12 protein-coding genes are annotated in these 14,836 nt (G+C 53.3%); 6 read left to right on the top strand and 6 right to left on the bottom strand.

All coding sequences use genetic code 11. The features are described 5' to 3' along the window. The first annotated feature begins 1 nt into the window (after position 1). Complete coding sequence (locus tag ACRBCU_RS06330; RefSeq protein WP_431364535.1) at positions 2-607, top strand: MlaC/ttg2D family ABC transporter substrate-binding protein; 606 nt, start codon at positions 2-4, stop codon at positions 605-607. 3 nt (positions 608-610) lie between these two features. On the opposite strand, the gene ACRBCU_RS06325 is transcribed toward ACRBCU_RS06330, so the two are convergent. Then, complete coding sequence (locus ACRBCU_RS06325; RefSeq protein ID WP_431364534.1) at positions 611-2,785, bottom strand: transglycosylase domain-containing protein; 2,175 nt, start codon at positions 2,783-2,785, stop codon at positions 611-613. Between the two features lie 257 nt (positions 2,786-3,042). Here ACRBCU_RS06325 and ACRBCU_RS06320 point away from each other — a divergent pair, with 257 nt between their 5' ends. The 5 genes from ACRBCU_RS06320 to ACRBCU_RS06300 all read left to right on the top strand — a co-directional run bounded on the left by ACRBCU_RS06320 (position 3,043) and on the right by ACRBCU_RS06300 (position 8,219). Beyond that, complete coding sequence (locus ACRBCU_RS06320) at positions 3,043-3,381, top strand: P-II family nitrogen regulator (protein WP_431364533.1); 339 nt, start codon at positions 3,043-3,045, stop codon at positions 3,379-3,381. Between the two features lie 25 nt (positions 3,382-3,406). After that, complete coding sequence (locus ACRBCU_RS06315; RefSeq protein ID WP_431364532.1) at positions 3,407-4,729, top strand: ammonium transporter; 1,323 nt, start codon at positions 3,407-3,409, stop codon at positions 4,727-4,729. Positions 4,730-4,832: 103 nt separating this feature from the next. After that, the gene (gene mutL / locus ACRBCU_RS06310) at positions 4,833-6,671 is read left to right on the top strand and encodes a DNA mismatch repair endonuclease MutL (RefSeq protein ID WP_431364531.1); all 1,839 of its coding nucleotides are present in this window, start codon (positions 4,833-4,835) and stop codon (positions 6,669-6,671) included. Continuing rightward, positions 6,671-7,825, top strand: a complete 1,155-nt coding sequence (locus tag ACRBCU_RS06305; RefSeq protein WP_431364530.1) for a DNA recombination protein RmuC — start codon at positions 6,671-6,673, stop codon at positions 7,823-7,825. Before mutL ends, ACRBCU_RS06305 begins: the two co-directional genes overlap by 1 nt. A 79-nt stretch (positions 7,826-7,904) precedes the next feature. Beyond that, positions 7,905-8,219: a DUF3775 domain-containing protein gene (locus ACRBCU_RS06300; RefSeq protein WP_431364529.1), complete on the top strand. Its 315-nt coding sequence runs from the start codon at positions 7,905-7,907 to the stop codon at positions 8,217-8,219. 10 nt (positions 8,220-8,229) lie between these two features. Here the strand turns inward: ACRBCU_RS06300 and ACRBCU_RS06295 are convergent, their stop codons facing one another. The 5 genes from ACRBCU_RS06295 to dnaN all read right to left on the bottom strand — a co-directional run bounded on the left by ACRBCU_RS06295 (position 8,230) and on the right by dnaN (position 14,826). Further along, entirely contained in the window at positions 8,230-9,276 is a 1,047-nt protein-coding gene (locus tag ACRBCU_RS06295) for a saccharopine dehydrogenase (RefSeq protein ID WP_431364528.1), read from the bottom strand. A gap of 12 nt (positions 9,277-9,288) precedes the next feature. Then, entirely contained in the window at positions 9,289-9,948 is a 660-nt protein-coding gene (locus tag ACRBCU_RS06290) for a histidine phosphatase family protein (RefSeq protein ID WP_431364527.1), read from the bottom strand. A 130-nt stretch (positions 9,949-10,078) separates the two neighbouring features. Continuing rightward, the gene (gene gyrB, locus ACRBCU_RS06285) at positions 10,079-12,496 is read right to left on the bottom strand and encodes a DNA topoisomerase (ATP-hydrolyzing) subunit B (RefSeq protein WP_431364526.1); all 2,418 of its coding nucleotides are present in this window, start codon (positions 12,494-12,496) and stop codon (positions 10,079-10,081) included. Positions 12,497-12,586: 90 nt separating this feature from the next. Beyond that, positions 12,587-13,699, bottom strand: coding sequence for a DNA replication/repair protein RecF (recF, locus tag ACRBCU_RS06280; RefSeq protein ID WP_431364525.1), 1,113 nt, complete (start codon positions 13,697-13,699; stop codon positions 12,587-12,589). Positions 13,700-13,707: 8 nt separating this feature from the next. Beyond that, positions 13,708-14,826: a DNA polymerase III subunit beta gene (gene dnaN, locus ACRBCU_RS06275; RefSeq protein ID WP_431364524.1), complete on the bottom strand. Its 1,119-nt coding sequence runs from the start codon at positions 14,824-14,826 to the stop codon at positions 13,708-13,710. Positions 14,827-14,836: the final 10 nt, after the last annotated feature.

Here is a 14,836-nt window from a genome sequence, read left to right as displayed (position 1 = left end):
CATGAAAAATATCACGAGACGTCAAGCTTCTAGCCTCTTAGGTGCGGCGATCGCTGGATTTACTGTTGCGCCAAATGCAGCGCTTGCCTTGAATGAAGCGGGTGCAAAAAAGTTGGTTGATGCTCTGGTCGGTGACATCAATAAGATCATCGCCTCTGGTAAATCAGAGACATCCATGTACCGCGACTTTGAACGGGTTTTCGCCAAATACGGTGACACGTCTTACATTTCTGCCTATGCGATGGGTAATGACGGACGGCGCGCGAGTGCAAGCCAGAAGAAGAAGTTCTCGAAAGAGTTTCAGACATATATTTCTAGAAAATATGGTTCCCGCTTTCGTGAATTTATCGGCGGCCGCTTGGAAGTAAAAAGCGTGCGGCCTGTGAAAAGCTGGTACGAGGTCAAGACCACGGCGTTCTTGCGCGGGGACTCTCCGTTTACCGTCACTTTCCTTGTTTCGGACAGAACGGGTCGCAACAAATTCTTCAATATGTTCATTGAGGGGATTAATTTGTTGCTTACCGAGCGCACCGAAATTGGTGCGATGATTGATCGGCGCGGCGGAAACTTGGATAAGATGATCGCCGATCTAAGAACCGCCAAATAGCTTTTAGCGATTTTCACTGCCATTTTTGATGAGGTCATTGGTTTTAGATCCATTGCTTTGACCGAATCCACGCAAAACACGTTGAAGCACGGTATCTGCAATGTCGTCAGCAGGGATCGGTTCGATATCCCCTGAGCGTGTCGGTGCCTTTGGTGTGGCCATAGGCAATGGGCGCGAAGGTAGGCCAAGATGAACACGGGTCATCACTTCATGCCAAATTTCGGCAGGTAAGCCGCCACCCGTCACGCCAGTGAGTGGGGTGTTGTCATCGTACCCCATCCAAACACCAGCAACATAGTCAGCGGTAAAGCCAATGAACCAAGCATCACGTGCGGCTTGTGTGGTTCCAGTTTTGCCTGCGGCTTCGCGATCTGCGAGAGCGGCGCGCTTGCCTGTGCCTTGGCTGACAACTTTCTCCATCATGTAGATGAGTTGCCCTGCTGCTTCATCGCGAATGACCCGCTCGCCGATACCGCCACCTGATCCCATCAAAGGTTCGCTATCTCCAAGCAGGCTTAACTCGACAAGTCCATAAGGAGTGACCGAAGAACCGCCATTAAGGATGCCAGCATAGGCACCAGTCATTTCAATCAATGTGCTCTCGGACGCCCCAAGCGCCAAAGCTGGGCCAGCTGCGAGGTCGCTATCAATCCCAAAATCACTTGCAACATTGCGGACATTCTCACGTCCAACGGCTTCGGATAGTTTTACAGCCGGGATGTTCAACGATTGTTTAAGTGCGTCCGTCAGCGTGACAGACCCCTTGAATTCCTTTGTATAGTTCTTCGGAGACCAAGGGCCAGAACCGGGAATGTTGATGGTCAAAGGGGCGTCAATAATATGATCACTGGGACTGTAGCCAAGTTCGATTGCGGTCGCATAGACAAAGGGTTTGAAGGCTGATCCGGTTTGGCGAAGGGCTTGCGTCGCTCTGTTGAACGCGCCGGACACCTTGGTTTTCCGCCCCCCCACCATCGCGCGCACTGCGCCATCCGCGCTCATGACCACAATCGCGGCTTGGGCCTTTGAGCCTGTGCGGACCTTGTTTTCAAAGATGAACTGCATCGCCTCTTCTGATGCAGCCTGAAGTCGTCGATCAAGTGTCGTCTTTATAATGACGTCTTCGGTGGTATCGCGGGTAAAGAACTCTGGTCCGCTATCCATCACCCAATCTGCAAAGTAGCCACCAGATTTGGCTTCAGCGGCCTTGGAAAGCTGCGCGGGTGCAATGCGCGCGATATCTGCTTCTTTGGCGCTTAGGTATCCTTGGTCTGCCATGAGACCGATGATGACAGAGGCGCGGTCTTGCGATCTCGCTAGGTTGTTGGTCGGAGCATAGCGGGTCGGTGCCTTGAGCAAGCCAGCAAGCATCGCTGCTTCGGCGGCGTTTACAGTTGCGGCGGATTTACCAAAATATCGCTGGCTTGCAGCTTCGAAACCGCGCGCACCCGCGCCGAGAAAGGCGCGGTTCATGTAGATATTTAGAATGTCATCCTTTGTGTACTTTGCTTCCATCGCCATTGCGAACAACGCTTCTTTGGCTTTGCGCCACATGGTTGTTCGTCGACAATCCGCTTCATATTCCTTTTCGCTTTTCCAAACCTTAGGATCAAAAGGAACACCTAGGCACAAAAGCTTGGCCGTTTGTTGAGTAATCGTAGAGCCACCGTGCCCTGAAAGTGGACCGCGCCCTTCGCGCAAATTGATACGTACCGCGCTTGCGATGCCGCGCGGACTGACGCCGATGTGCCAATAAAAGCGCTTATCCTCTGTCGCAATGATTGCGTTCTTTAAATGTGGAGAGGCGGTGTCAGTAGTGATTGCTCCTCCAAATTGGTCACCGCGCCATGCAAAAACTTCGCCATTGCGATCAAGCAGGGTCACGGAACCTCGCGCGCGACCATCTAACAATGCGTTCGGGTCAGGCAGTTGAAGGGCAAAATAGGTGACGGCAAGGCCAAGAATCACGGCAGTGACGAAGCCAATGCGCCATGTGAAACCCCAGATTAGCTTAAAAATCCATCTAAACAGTCCCAATATCCAACCAATTGGGCCGCGCGGAAGTTTTCGCGCCGCCTGTTTTTTACGCGTTTTGCGCGCTGGTTGCGCTGCTTTTTTAGCGCTTCCATAGCGCTTGTCCGCAACAAGCTTGGATGAAGCGCGTTTCTTTTTGACCATTTATCGAACCTGCTCGGTACCCATTTTTTAGTACCTTAAAGGGAACCTAAGAGGAAGTTTAGGGGCGTTTCGATGCAGTACAAACATCATTGAGCGCAAATTTTAGGCGCTTTGGCGCGCATGCCTGTTTTTTGATCATCGCCACTGCCGAACTGCTCCGAAATTCGGCGCTTGCCTTCCATACTCTCGATCGAAACGTTTTTCTGCAGGTGCAAACACGAGGGTGCTTTCCCTCATTCCAACGAAAGGCACTTCAGGTGAAACTCATCATAGCAACGATCAAACCTTTCAAGCTCGAGGACGTGCGTGAAGCGCTCACAGATATCGGCGTTCGCGGCTTGATGGTCACGGAAATCAAAGGCTTCGGAGCGCAGTCAGGTCACACAGAGATCTATCGCGGCGCTGAATACGCAGTGAACTTTGTACCCAAAGTGAAGCTTGAACTCGTTGTGAGCGCTGCAATGGCGGATCAAGCGGTCGAAACGATCACAAATACTGCGCGGACCGGGAAAATCGGTGACGGCAAGATTTTTGTTCTGGACGTGGCCCAAGCGGTACGCGTGCGAACAGGCGAGACCAATGGCGACGCGATTTAAATCGCGCGAATTGAAGGATACGGAAATGACAAAAACTAAACTTCTTATAACCGCGGCGGTCATCTCAGCGATGCCTGTTGCTGCTTTGGCGCAAGACGCCGCTGCCGTCTCGGCAGAGATGGTCTGGATCATGAACACGCTCTTGTTCTTGATCGGTGGCTTCCTCGTTTTCTTCATGGCGGCTGGTTTCGCGATGCTCGAAGGTGGCTTGGTTCGTTCCAAGAACGTAACAATGCAAATGACAAAAAACGTCGCTCTCTTTTCTCTCGCGACAATCGCATATTGGGCATTTGGCTATAACCTAATGTACCCGCTCGGCAGCTGGGCTGTTGAAGGTGTGCTTTCTGGTGTCTTTGGTCCTGGTGTTCTCGAAGCTGTTGGCATCGATCTTGCTGGTGCAGATGACGGCGAATATGCCTCCACCGGTTCTGACTTCTTCTTCCAGTTGATGTTCTGTGCGGCGACAGCATCTATCGTTTCTGGTGCACTTGCTGAGCGCATCAAGCTTTGGCCTTTCCTTGTCTTCGTTGTCATCCTGACAGGCGTTATCTATCCATTCCAAGCATCTTGGAAATGGGGCGGTGGTTTCCTTGACGAAGCGGGTTTCCTTGATTTCGCGGGTTCTACAGTTGTTCACTCTGTAGGTGGCTGGGCAGCTTTGGCTGGCGCGTTGATCCTTGGACCACGTATCGGCAAATACAAAGATGGCCGCACTGTTCCGATGCCAGGTTCAAACCTTGCACTTGCAACACTGGGTACGTTTATCCTGTGGATGGGTTGGTTCGGCTTTAACGGTGGCTCACAGCTGGCAATGGGTTCAGTTGGCGACATCGCAGACGTATCCCGCATCTTCTCTAACACAAACGCTGCTGCTGCAGGCGGTGCAATTGTTGCTCTGATCCTGACGCAGGTAATGTACAAGAAACCTGACCTTACGATGGTTCTGAACGGCGCACTTGCTGGTCTTGTTTCCATCACTGCTGAGCCGCTCACACCTTCCCTTGGTATGGCGACACTTATCGGTGGTATCGGCGGCGTAATCGTTGTCTTCGGTGTACCTTTCCTCGACAAGCTGAAGATCGACGACGTTGTTGGTGCGATCCCTGTTCACCTCTTCGCAGGTATCTGGGGCACAATCGCGGTAGTTCTTACAAACGGCGACGCGAGCCTTGGCACGCAGCTTTATTCCATCGTTGTAGTTGGTATCTTTACCTTCGTAGCGTCTGGTGTGGTATGGTTCATCCTCAAAGCGATCATGGGTATCCGTGTTAGCGAAGAAGATGAGATCACAGGTTTGGACATGTCCGAGCTTGGTATGGAAGCCTACCCAGAGTTTGGCCGTAGCTAAATTCTAAGAATTTCATGAAGCGAGGCTCGGGCAGAAATGCCCGGGCCTTATTTGTTGTAAGGTGCGTGGCAGAATCGCGTTAGCATATGCTAAGTGTTGCGGCATGAATGATGCTGCCCCCCAAATAAGCGATACCCAGCCAATAATTAGGCAATTGGACGATGCTGCGATTAACCGTATCGCAGCGGGTGAAGTGGTTGAGCGCCCGGCCTCCGCAGTTAAAGAGCTGGTCGAAAATGCCATTGATGCCGGTGCAAAGCGAATAGAAGTCGCTTATGCGGATGGCGGAAAAACATTGATCCGTGTTGTCGATGATGGATGCGGAATTACACCAGAGTCATTGCCGCTCGCGCTATCGCGCCATGCGACGTCGAAGATTGATGGATCTGATCTGTTAAATATCCACACCTTTGGCTTCCGCGGCGAAGCACTGCCTTCGCTCGGCGCTGTTGGAAGGTTAACGATTACATCGCGTGCGAGCGGGCACGATGCTTTTGAAATTGCGGTTTCGGGCGGCGCAATGAGCGCGGTTAAGCCAGCTGCTCTTTCGCAGGGCACTGTTGTTGAATTGCGCGATTTATTCTACGCAACACCCGCCCGTTTGAAGTTTATGCGCACTGACCGCGCAGAGGCGCAGGCGATCACCGATGTTGTCAAACGCCTTGCAATGGCTGAGCCATTCATCGGGTTCACGTTGCGCGATGTTTCTGGTGGCGGCGAAGGACGCGTAAGCTTTCGCGCTGACGCTGAAAGTGGCGATTTGTTTGATGCGCTTCATGGGCGATTGTCACGCATTCTTGGCACCGAGTTTGCGGAAAACGCACTGCGCATTGAGGCAGAGCGCGAAGGATTGCATCTAACGGGGTTTGCAGCTTTGCCGACCTATTCCCGAGGTTCTGCAATCGCGCAATATTTGTTCGTCAATGGACGTCCCGTTCGGGACAAGTTGCTGGTTGGCGCGTTGCGTGGGGCGTATTTTGATTTCCTGTCGCGGGATCGTCATCCTGCGGCGGCCTTGTTCCTAGATTGTGATCCGCATTTGGTCGATGTGAACGTGCATCCGGCGAAGTCCGAAGTCCGTTTTCGTGATCCAGGAATGGCGCGCGGGTTGATTGTTTCAGCCTTAAGGCACGCCTTGGCCGAAGCGGGGCATCGCGCCTCGTCAACTGTTGCAGGTGCGACTTTGGGGGCTATGCGGCCCGAACCAAGCGGACCAGCGCGAATTTATCAAATGGAGCGACCTTCGCAGGGTGCTTTGCGATCAAGCTTTGAAGCGCAAGCGCCCGGATTTGCAGAAACAGCAGGCGTGTTTGGCCGCGTTGATGTGGTCGAGCCCGCAGCGCCAGATATGCCTGTTGAGCAGTTCCCACTCGGCGCAGCGCGCGGACAAGTGCACGAAAATTACATCATTGCACAAACCGCAGATGGTATGGTGATCGTTGATCAGCATGCTGCGCATGAGCGGCTCGTGTATGAGAAACTGAAAAAACAAATGGCCGAGAATGGCGTCGCGGCGCAGGCACTATTGATCCCTGAGATCGTCGAGCTGTCCGTTGGAGATTGCGCGCGCCTCATGGATATTTCTGATGAGCTATCCCGCTTTGGGCTTGGCATCGAGCCTTTCGGAGGTAGCGCCATTGCTGTGCGTGAAACGCCTGCCATTTTGGGCGAAGTAAACGCGAAAGCGATGCTTTTGGATATTCTTGACGAGCTGGCCGATCAAAGCGAAAGCCAACTGGTGCAAGCTAAGGTGGAGGCAATTCTAAGTCGTGTCGCCTGTCATGGTTCGATTCGTTCAGGGCGTCGAATGCGGGGCGAAGAAATGAACGCACTTCTGCGAGAAATGGAGGCAACGCCGCACTCTGGGCAATGCAATCATGGGCGCCCGACGTATGTGGAACTAAAGCTCGCTGACATTGAGCGACTGTTTGGACGGACCTGATGACGATAGATTTTGAAGACCCGTTCGTTTTGGCTGTGATTGCAGGAATCGCAGCATTTTTACTGATCTTTGTCATGCTTATCGTCGTTATGCGAGCGGCTGGACGTAGTGCGCGCTTGGCTGAGCCGCTCTCGCATCAAATGGGCATGCTGGGTCAGCGCGTTCAGTCAATTTCGGACGGGCAACAGCAACTTGCTGGCGGCCTCAATCACGTCTCTGAAGCGCAGGCCGCGTCCCAAGCCAATATGTTGCAACTGATGGAGCAAAGACTGTCGCAAGTGAGCGGAACTATGAATGAGAACCTTCAAGGCTCTGCGCGGCGCACTGCCCAGAGCCTCGGAGAGTTGCAACAAAGACTGCAAGCGATCGACAAAGCGCAGGACAACATTACCAAACTTTCTGGCGACGTTCTTAGCCTTCAAGATATTTTGAGCAACAAACAGACGCGCGGTGCCTTTGGCGAAATTCAATTGAAAGACATTGTTTCCAAGGCGTTACCGGCAGATAGCTATACATGGCAAGCAACCTTGTCTAACGGAAAGCGCGCGGATTGTTTGATCCATCTACCCAATCCACCGGGTCCGATTGTCGTAGATAGCAAGTTCCCTTTGGAAGCTTATGAGGCGCTGCGCAATTCTGAAACGCAACAGCAACTTAATGACGCGGCGCGCATGATGCGCGCAGCGGTAAAGGCGCATATCAAAGCGATTTCGGAGAAGTATATTCTTGACGGCGAGACCGCAGATGGGGCGCTCATGTTCCTACCGTCAGAGGCGGTCTATGCAGAGCTACACGCCAACTTCCCAGAATTGGTGCGCGAAGGTTTCGCTGCGCGAGTTTGGATCGTTTCGCCAACCACCTGTATGGCAACGCTAAACACTATGCGCGCTATCCTCAAAGACGCTCGAATGCAGGAACAAGCTGGCGCTATCAGGCGAGAGTTGGGGCTATTGTTTGCGGATGTTGAGCGGCTTGGCACGCGGGTTGAAAACCTAGATCGCCATTTTGGGCAGGCCGCAAAAGATATTTCGGACATCAAAATCAGTGCGGATAAAGCAGGGCGCCGCGCGCGGCGGCTAGATAACTTTGACTTCGAAGAATTGGCGCCTGAGTCAGATAGCAAGATCGTGCCATTGAGTGCACCGAAGGTCTAACTATTGGCATTGCGCCAGATCAAAGACGACCTTCACAGGTATGTCATTCTAAACCCAACCTAAAAAGTTGGAGAGTGATATGGAGATCAGCACAACGAAAGTCGCACAAGTTATTGTTTTAGCTCGTGAATTGGATCGTGCAAAAGGAGAGTTTATCGCCTTTGTTGATCGTTTAAGCGAGGATGAGCAGGCTGAATTGGTAGCGCTTATGTGGGTCGGACGCGGAAGCTATGAGATCGAAGATCTCGGCGAAGCGATTAAAATGGCATTTGCAGAGGCAAGCACGCCCACAGCAAGCTATTTGCTAGGGACACCGCATCTTTCAGACCATTTGGAGACCGCTTTGGAAGCGCTAAATGTGTCTGCGATGGAGCTTGAAAACGAGCTTATGTAGGGAATTGCAGTTAGATATTGTCTTGGAACGTTTGCTCCGCACGCGCCCAAACCCCAGCATTCAAAGCACCTAGTTCGAGCAGAGACGGCAAAAGCTGACCTGCATAGTCTTCTGAGCTTTCAAGCGGAAGCATGGAAGGCAAGTTGTCAATTGCGGTCACATCCAGGGGCGGCGCGTCATGAACCCGCGAGGCTGGCGACGCCCATGTCGTCGTTCTGTCGTAGACTTTGATCGGGGAAAAATCGCTGTCAGGGTCACATGCGATGTCTCCGATGACTGATAGTTTACGCTGCGCGGTCATCGCAGATTGTGGCACAAACACTGGCGTGCCTGGCCGTGCAAGGATGCAATTTAGGAACACCTCATGCGTTAGCACTTCTGGGAACGGTCCACCGCGTGCGGTTTGGTCTATATCCCATTTTGTGACTGGCACTTGAATCGCTTCGAGAAGATCGGCGGCACCTGTACCGACGCGCCCTAATGCCCCAATGATGAGCGCGCTGGGCGTTTCCTTTTCCAGCACATTTAGATGGGCCTTAAGATCGACCAGTAGCGCATCGGCGCTATTGAAAACATCGACGGGTCCGGCAACGGAACCTTGTTGTTGTGCGATCCAGCAGCGCATGGCAACGGCTGCGCCTGCGTAACCTGCCCAATAGCCAAAAGCGGCAACGCGGCGACCGATCTCGTCGACTAGATATTCTAGGTCATAGAGCGTTCCGCCACCCGCCTTGAATCGATCCAACAGCACACGGCCCGATGGTTGCCCTTTATAGGCATGGCCAAACATAATGTGCCGGTGTTCTAGCGGTGTGCCGTCCTCAGGAAGCTCTTTAAGGCCAAAGATGATTGCGTCTTTGGGCGCGTTTGGCCAACTGTTTTCTGAGACGATTTCGCATCCAGCATCTTTGTATCCGTCGATTCCAATGGCGCGAACAGAGCTTTCTTCAACGCTGACGCGGAAGCCTGCATTGATCAGTGCCTGCGCGCCGGCTGGCGTTAATCCAACGCGCTCTTCGTTCTCGCGCTGCTCTGCGCGCACCCACAGATGTGTCATTCAAACGGCTTTCTAAATATGAGTTTGGGCATGATGGCGCCCTGTCTCTTCGAGATGGGCAATGTTGTTGAATTGCGTCAATGCAAGGGTTTCGCCGATGCGGGTTACGCGGTGGGTCGAGGTGTTCATGATCGACAGGCACATGCGTGCATAACCTTGCAGATCTAAATCCAAAATCTGACGCGTTACCATTCCAATGAGGCCTCCAGATGTGACAACCAGCGCGCGATCGGAGCGGGCTGCTATATCTTCGAGAGCGGCGTTCACACGGTCTTCAAATGCAGCAAAGCTCTCTGGAATGTCTTTGAGGCGATCCTCTTGCCAAGCTGTGAACAGCCGAGGCATATGGAGCACAAATCCTTCACGTGTCGTAGGAAGAGGTTCCTTGCTATATGCTTCATACGCAACGGATAGATCGAAATAGGCCAATTCATTCAATCGAGGATCGTTTTTGACTGGGGCGTATTGTTCGGCCTGCATGCCACTAGCAGTTTCAACGTGCCTGCGCAGCGTCCCAGAATAGACACTATCAAACGTTTGGTGCGTGTCGCGCAAATGTGCCCCCAGCCACGCGGCTTGTTCGTGCCCAAGCGGGCTAAGCTTGTCATAGCTGTGTTCATCCGTGCTGCCCGAATTGGCCTGACCGTGTCGCACCAAAGTAATCTGTGCCATGCGTATCCCTGCTTGTTGGTTTGAAATGTAGCGCTCGAACGACTGGGTTAAAAGATGCGTTACGTTCGGTTTTAAAGCAAAAGGGCCAATCTATTGATCGGCCCTGTGCATGTTTGAAAGAAACTGTCTTTTAAAAATCGAGGTTCTCGACATTCAAAGCATTTTGCTGAATGAACTCGCGGCGTGGCTCTACGACGTCGCCCATCAGTTTGGTAAAGAGATCATCCGCCTCGGCCACATCGCCAATTTTGACTTGCAGCAATGTACGTGCGTCGGGATCAAGTGTGGTTTCCCAAAGTTGGTCAGGGTTCATTTCGCCAAGACCCTTGTAGCGCTGTAGACTTAGCCCTTTTTCGCCTTCTTGCAGAATGGCAGAAAGCAGATCAAGCGGGCCAAAGATCATTTGATTGCGATCCTTGCGCATGAGCGTCGCCGGCATGTTGTAAACGTCTTGCAGGCTCTTTGTGAAACTGCCCGTTTTGCGCGCTTCGCCTGAACGCAGCATTGGGCCGTCCAGCGTGCGCACTTCCTCAACGCCGCGTAGAATGCGGGCGAGGCGGATGCCGTGGTCTTGCGTGATGCGGCCTTGCCAACCTTGCTCATATTCCAGTGCGATCAGGTTTAAGCGCTCGGCAACACGATCAGCGGTGCCCTGCAAATCGCTATCCACAACGCCTGGAACGAAGGCTCCTGCGATAGCCGCTTGTTCAAGAATGTGGCGCGGGTAATGGGTTGGGAATGCATCAAGTACGCGCTTGAGCTGACGTGCTTCATCCACGATGCGTCGCAGATCCTGGCCGCTGATTTCTTCGCCGTTGCCCTGTCGCAAAATTGCGCCGTCGATGCCTTGTTCGATCAGGTAATCGTCCATCTCGGCTTGATCTTTCAGGTATACTTCGGACTTGCCGCGCGACACTTTATAGAGCGGCGGCTGGGCGATGTAGACAAAGCCACCTTCTATCAGTTCAGGCATTTGGCGATAGAAGAACGTCAATAGAAGCGTGCGAATATGCGCGCCGTCGACGTCCGCATCCGTCATGATGACGATCTTATGATAGCGCAGCTTGTCGATGTTAAACTCGTCGCGCCCAATTCCTGTGCCAAGGGCCATGACCAGGTTGCCGATCTCTTGTGAGTTCAGCATTTTGTCAAAGCGCGCGCGTTCCACGTTTAGAATCTTACCTTTGAGCGGTAGGATCGCCTGAGTTTGACGATCGCGCCCCGTCTGAGCAGAGCCGCCAGCGGAATCACCCTCGACGAGAAAGACTTCGGTTTTGGACGGGTCTTTTTCGGAGCAATCTTTGAGTTTACCGGCAAGGAAGTTCACATCCATCGCGGTCTTGCGACGGGTCAACTCGCGCGCCTTACGTGCAGCTTCGCGGGCATGGGCCGCTTCAATGATTTTGCTGACGATAATTTTGGCTTCATTGGGGTTCTCTTCGAACCATTCGGCCAGCTTTTCGTTCACGAGGCTTTCAACAGCGGGGCGGACTTCGGAAGAGACCAATTTGTCTTTCGTCTGCGAGCTGAACTTTGGATCAGGTACTTTGACGGATAGAACACAAGTAAGACCTTCACGCGCATCGTCGCCTGTGAAATTCACTTTCTCACGTTTTGCGATGCCGCTGGTTTGTGCATAGTTGTTGATGGTCCGTGTCAGCGCGCCGCGGAAACCCGCCATATGGGTGCCGCCATCGCGCTGGGGGATGTTGTTGGTAAAGGGTAGCACGTTCTCGTGATAGCTGTCGTTCCACCACATCGCGACCTCGACACCGATGTCATCCTTTTCACCGATCATGTAGACAGGTTCAGGCATGATAGAGGATTTGGAACGGTCAAGGTATTTGACGAATTCCTTAACGCCGCCGTCATAATAAAGTTCTGTGCGCAGCGGTTCGGCTGGGCGTTCATCCATCAAGATAATGCGCACGCCAGAGTTTAGGAAGGCGAGCTCGCGCAGGCGTTTTTCGAGCGTTTCGAAAACGTAATCGAGGTTGGAGAACGTCTCGGTCGAGGCCAGAAAACGAACTTCGGTGCCTGTCTTTCCCTCGGCATCGCCGACGACCTTTAGATGTTCAGCGGTATCGCCATGTTCAAACCGAGCAACGTGTTCTTTGCCATCACGCCAAATGCGCAGTTCCAGCCAATTCGACAGAGCGTTCACTACGGAAACACCAACGCCGTGCAGACCGCCGGATACCTTGTAGGAATTGCTGTCGAATTTACCGCCCGCATGAAGTTGGGTCATGATGACCTCAGCGGCGGAAACGCCTTCTTCCTCATGGATGCCGACAGGAATACCGCGTCCGTTATCGTGTACGGAAACAGAGGAATCGGCGTGAATTTTCACGGTCACAGCGTCCGCGTGACCAGCTAACGCTTCGTCAATTCCGTTGTCCACGACCTCATACACCATGTGGTGCAAACCAGAGCCGTCATCGGTGTCACCGATATACATGCCTGGACGTTTTCTCACGGCTTCTAAGCCTTTGAGAACTTTAATGGAATCCGCGCCATATTCGGCGTTGTTCTGCTCCGTTTCGGACATCCGAAACTCCCCTATCTATTTGTAGGTTTTATACGGATATTTGGGGGGGTTGTCACGCGTTGCGCCTATATTTTGTGCTTTGGATATAGGTTAGTTCGGGTGCTTTGTTACAGTCTCGCTAATGCCACTAGTTTCAGTGACTTCCAGATGCACGGATTGGCTGGAAAGACTGTCAAAAAGCTCTGCCCCAGTGCCCGTCATCCATGCTTGTGCGCCAAGTGCGCTGATCTCCTCATAAAGCGCAGCGCGGCGGGTTGCATCGAGATGCGCAGCGACTTCATCAAGCAGTAAAATGGGCGGCGCTCCGATCTGAGCAGCAAGCGCGCGCGCGTTTGCGAGGATAAGGGAGATGAGCAACGCTTTTTGCTCACCCGTCGAGCAGTCCTTGGCAGGCACGCCTTTAGCGGTGAACACGCCGTATAGATCAGCGCGATGCGGGCCAACCAAGGTACGCCCAGCAGCGAGATCGCGAAAACGGCTGGCCTCGAACGCGTCTTTGAGATCAGCGCTATTCTCTGGCATGGCATCTTCGGCGTGGATCAATTCAAGGTCCGCAGTAGGAAAGGCCGTTTCGGCTTGCATCTGCGCACCGCTGAGGAATGCCAACGTTTGAACGCGGTTCTCGTGGATCACAGCGCCTGTTTCCGCGAGACGGGCCTCCAGAACGCCATACCACATCGGATCGCGCACGTTTTCTTTCAGCAGTTTGTTGCGCTCGCGCATGGTCTTTTCGTAGGTGAGCGAGGCTTCGGCGTGGTTCGGGAAAAACGAAAGCGCCATGCGATCAAGGAAGCGGCGACGCCCTTCGGCCCCTTCAATCCACAGACGATCCATCGCGGGGATGAGCCAGAGCACGCGCGTCAGTTCTGCAAGGCGGTTTTGGGGGACGGGCTTGGAGTTGACCTTGGTACTGCGCGCAGCGCCGTTTTCGCTCCAAAGTTCTATCTCGTGGGTTTGATCCTGCGCTTGCAGCAGACCCGTCACTTTCCAACCCAATGCCTCAGGGCGGCGCGTCATATCTTCAGCGCTGGCGCGCCGCATTCCGCGGCCGGGGGAAAAGAGCGAGACAGCTTCAAGAATATTGGTCTTGCCCGCCCCATTGGGTCCGTAGATCGCAACAGGCAAAGGCCCGCAGGAAATGCGGGCCAGCTTGTGCGAGCGGAAATGAGAAAGCGTCAGCTCGGTGAGTGCGAGCGAGGTCATTGAGACCCTTAAACGCGCATCGGCATGACGACATAGACAGCGCTTGTGTCGTTGCCTTCGCGCATCAATGTCGGATCGCCGGACGAGTTGAACAGGAACACAGCGTTCTCGCGGTCCACTTGACTCGCGATTTCGAGAAGGTATTTCGCGTTGAAGCCAATTTCGAGACGCTCGTCGCCATAGGCCACAGCCAATTCTTCTTCCGCAGCGCCGCTATCGGGGGCATTGACGGATAGTATCAAACGGTCCTCATCAAGCGAGAGCTTTACGGCGCGCGAACGTTCAGACGAAACAGTTGCAACGCGGTCAACGGCTTTGGCGAAATCAGCGGCATCGACTTCCAGCTTACGCGTGTTGCCTTGTGGAATGACGCGTGTGTAATCGGGAAACGTGCCGTCGATGACCTTTGAGGTCAGAGTGATCTCTGGCGTCGCAAAACGAACCTTGGTTTCAGATACGGACACGGCAATTTCCATGTCGTCCTCGTCCAAGAGCTTGCGCAATTCGCCAACAGTTTTGCGGGGAACGATCACGCCCGGCATGTCTGATGCGTTTTCTGGCAAGTCTGCATCAATACGAGCGAGTCGGTGGCCATCTGTTGCCACACAGCGCAGCACCTTGCCGCCCTCAGCGTCAGATATGTGCATGTAAACGCCGTTGAGGTAATAGCGGGTTTCTTCGGTTGAGATCGCGAATTTTGACTTGTCGAATAGACGGCGCAAAACGCTTGCCACGACAGAAAAGTTTGCGGTGTATTCGGACGTTGCCATGACCGGAAAGTCTTCTTTTGGCAGCGTGGCGAGAGAAAAATTGGAGCGGCCAGCTTCGACGGTTAGACGGCCAGACGTACCATCGTCGTTCAGTGTAACTTGTGCGCCATCAGGCAGCTTGCGGACGATTTCGTGTAAGGTGGTCGCCGAAACAGTCGTTGCGCCAGCGCGCTCAACCATCGCTTCGACTTTGTCGACAACTTCAATGTCTAGATCGGTTGCTCGAAAGCGAACGTCGCTTCCTTCGGCTTCGATAAGCACGTTAGCAAGGATCGGAATTGTGTTCCGACGTTCGACGACAGATTGCGCGTGCGAGACGGCTTTTAGCAGCGTTGCGCGTTCGATGCTGATTTTCATGTGTCTCGCT

Source organism: Planktotalea sp. (assembly GCF_050633725.1).
GTDB lineage: Bacteria > Pseudomonadota > Alphaproteobacteria > Rhodobacterales > Rhodobacteraceae > Planktotalea.
The sequence above is the reverse complement of the archived record's forward strand: the minus strand, read 5'-3'. Positions and strand labels throughout refer to the sequence as shown.

Excerpts from the sequence above, each read along its gene's own strand:
- ACRBCU_RS06330 (WP_431364535.1), top strand. The coding sequence starts at position 2 with ATGAAAAATATCACGAGACGTCAAGCTTCTAGCCTCTTAGGTGCGGCG.
- ACRBCU_RS06325 (WP_431364534.1), bottom strand. The coding sequence starts at position 2,785 with ATGGTCAAAAAGAAACGCGCTTCATCCAAGCTTGTTGCGGACAAGCGC.
- ACRBCU_RS06315 (WP_431364532.1), top strand. The coding sequence starts at position 3,407 with ATGACAAAAACTAAACTTCTTATAACCGCGGCGGTCATCTCAGCGATG.
- mutL (WP_431364531.1), top strand. The coding sequence starts at position 4,833 with ATGAATGATGCTGCCCCCCAAATAAGCGATACCCAGCCAATAATTAGG.
- ACRBCU_RS06305 (WP_431364530.1), top strand. The coding sequence starts at position 6,671 with ATGACGATAGATTTTGAAGACCCGTTCGTTTTGGCTGTGATTGCAGGA.
- ACRBCU_RS06300 (WP_431364529.1), top strand. The coding sequence starts at position 7,905 with ATGGAGATCAGCACAACGAAAGTCGCACAAGTTATTGTTTTAGCTCGT.
- ACRBCU_RS06295 (WP_431364528.1), bottom strand. The coding sequence starts at position 9,276 with ATGACACATCTGTGGGTGCGCGCAGAGCAGCGCGAGAACGAAGAGCGC.
- ACRBCU_RS06290 (WP_431364527.1), bottom strand. The coding sequence starts at position 9,948 with ATGGCACAGATTACTTTGGTGCGACACGGTCAGGCCAATTCGGGCAGC.
- gyrB (WP_431364526.1), bottom strand. The coding sequence starts at position 12,496 with ATGTCCGAAACGGAGCAGAACAACGCCGAATATGGCGCGGATTCCATT.
- recF (WP_431364525.1), bottom strand. The coding sequence starts at position 13,699 with ATGACCTCGCTCGCACTCACCGAGCTGACGCTTTCTCATTTCCGCTCG.
- dnaN (WP_431364524.1), bottom strand. The coding sequence starts at position 14,826 with ATGAAAATCAGCATCGAACGCGCAACGCTGCTAAAAGCCGTCTCGCAC.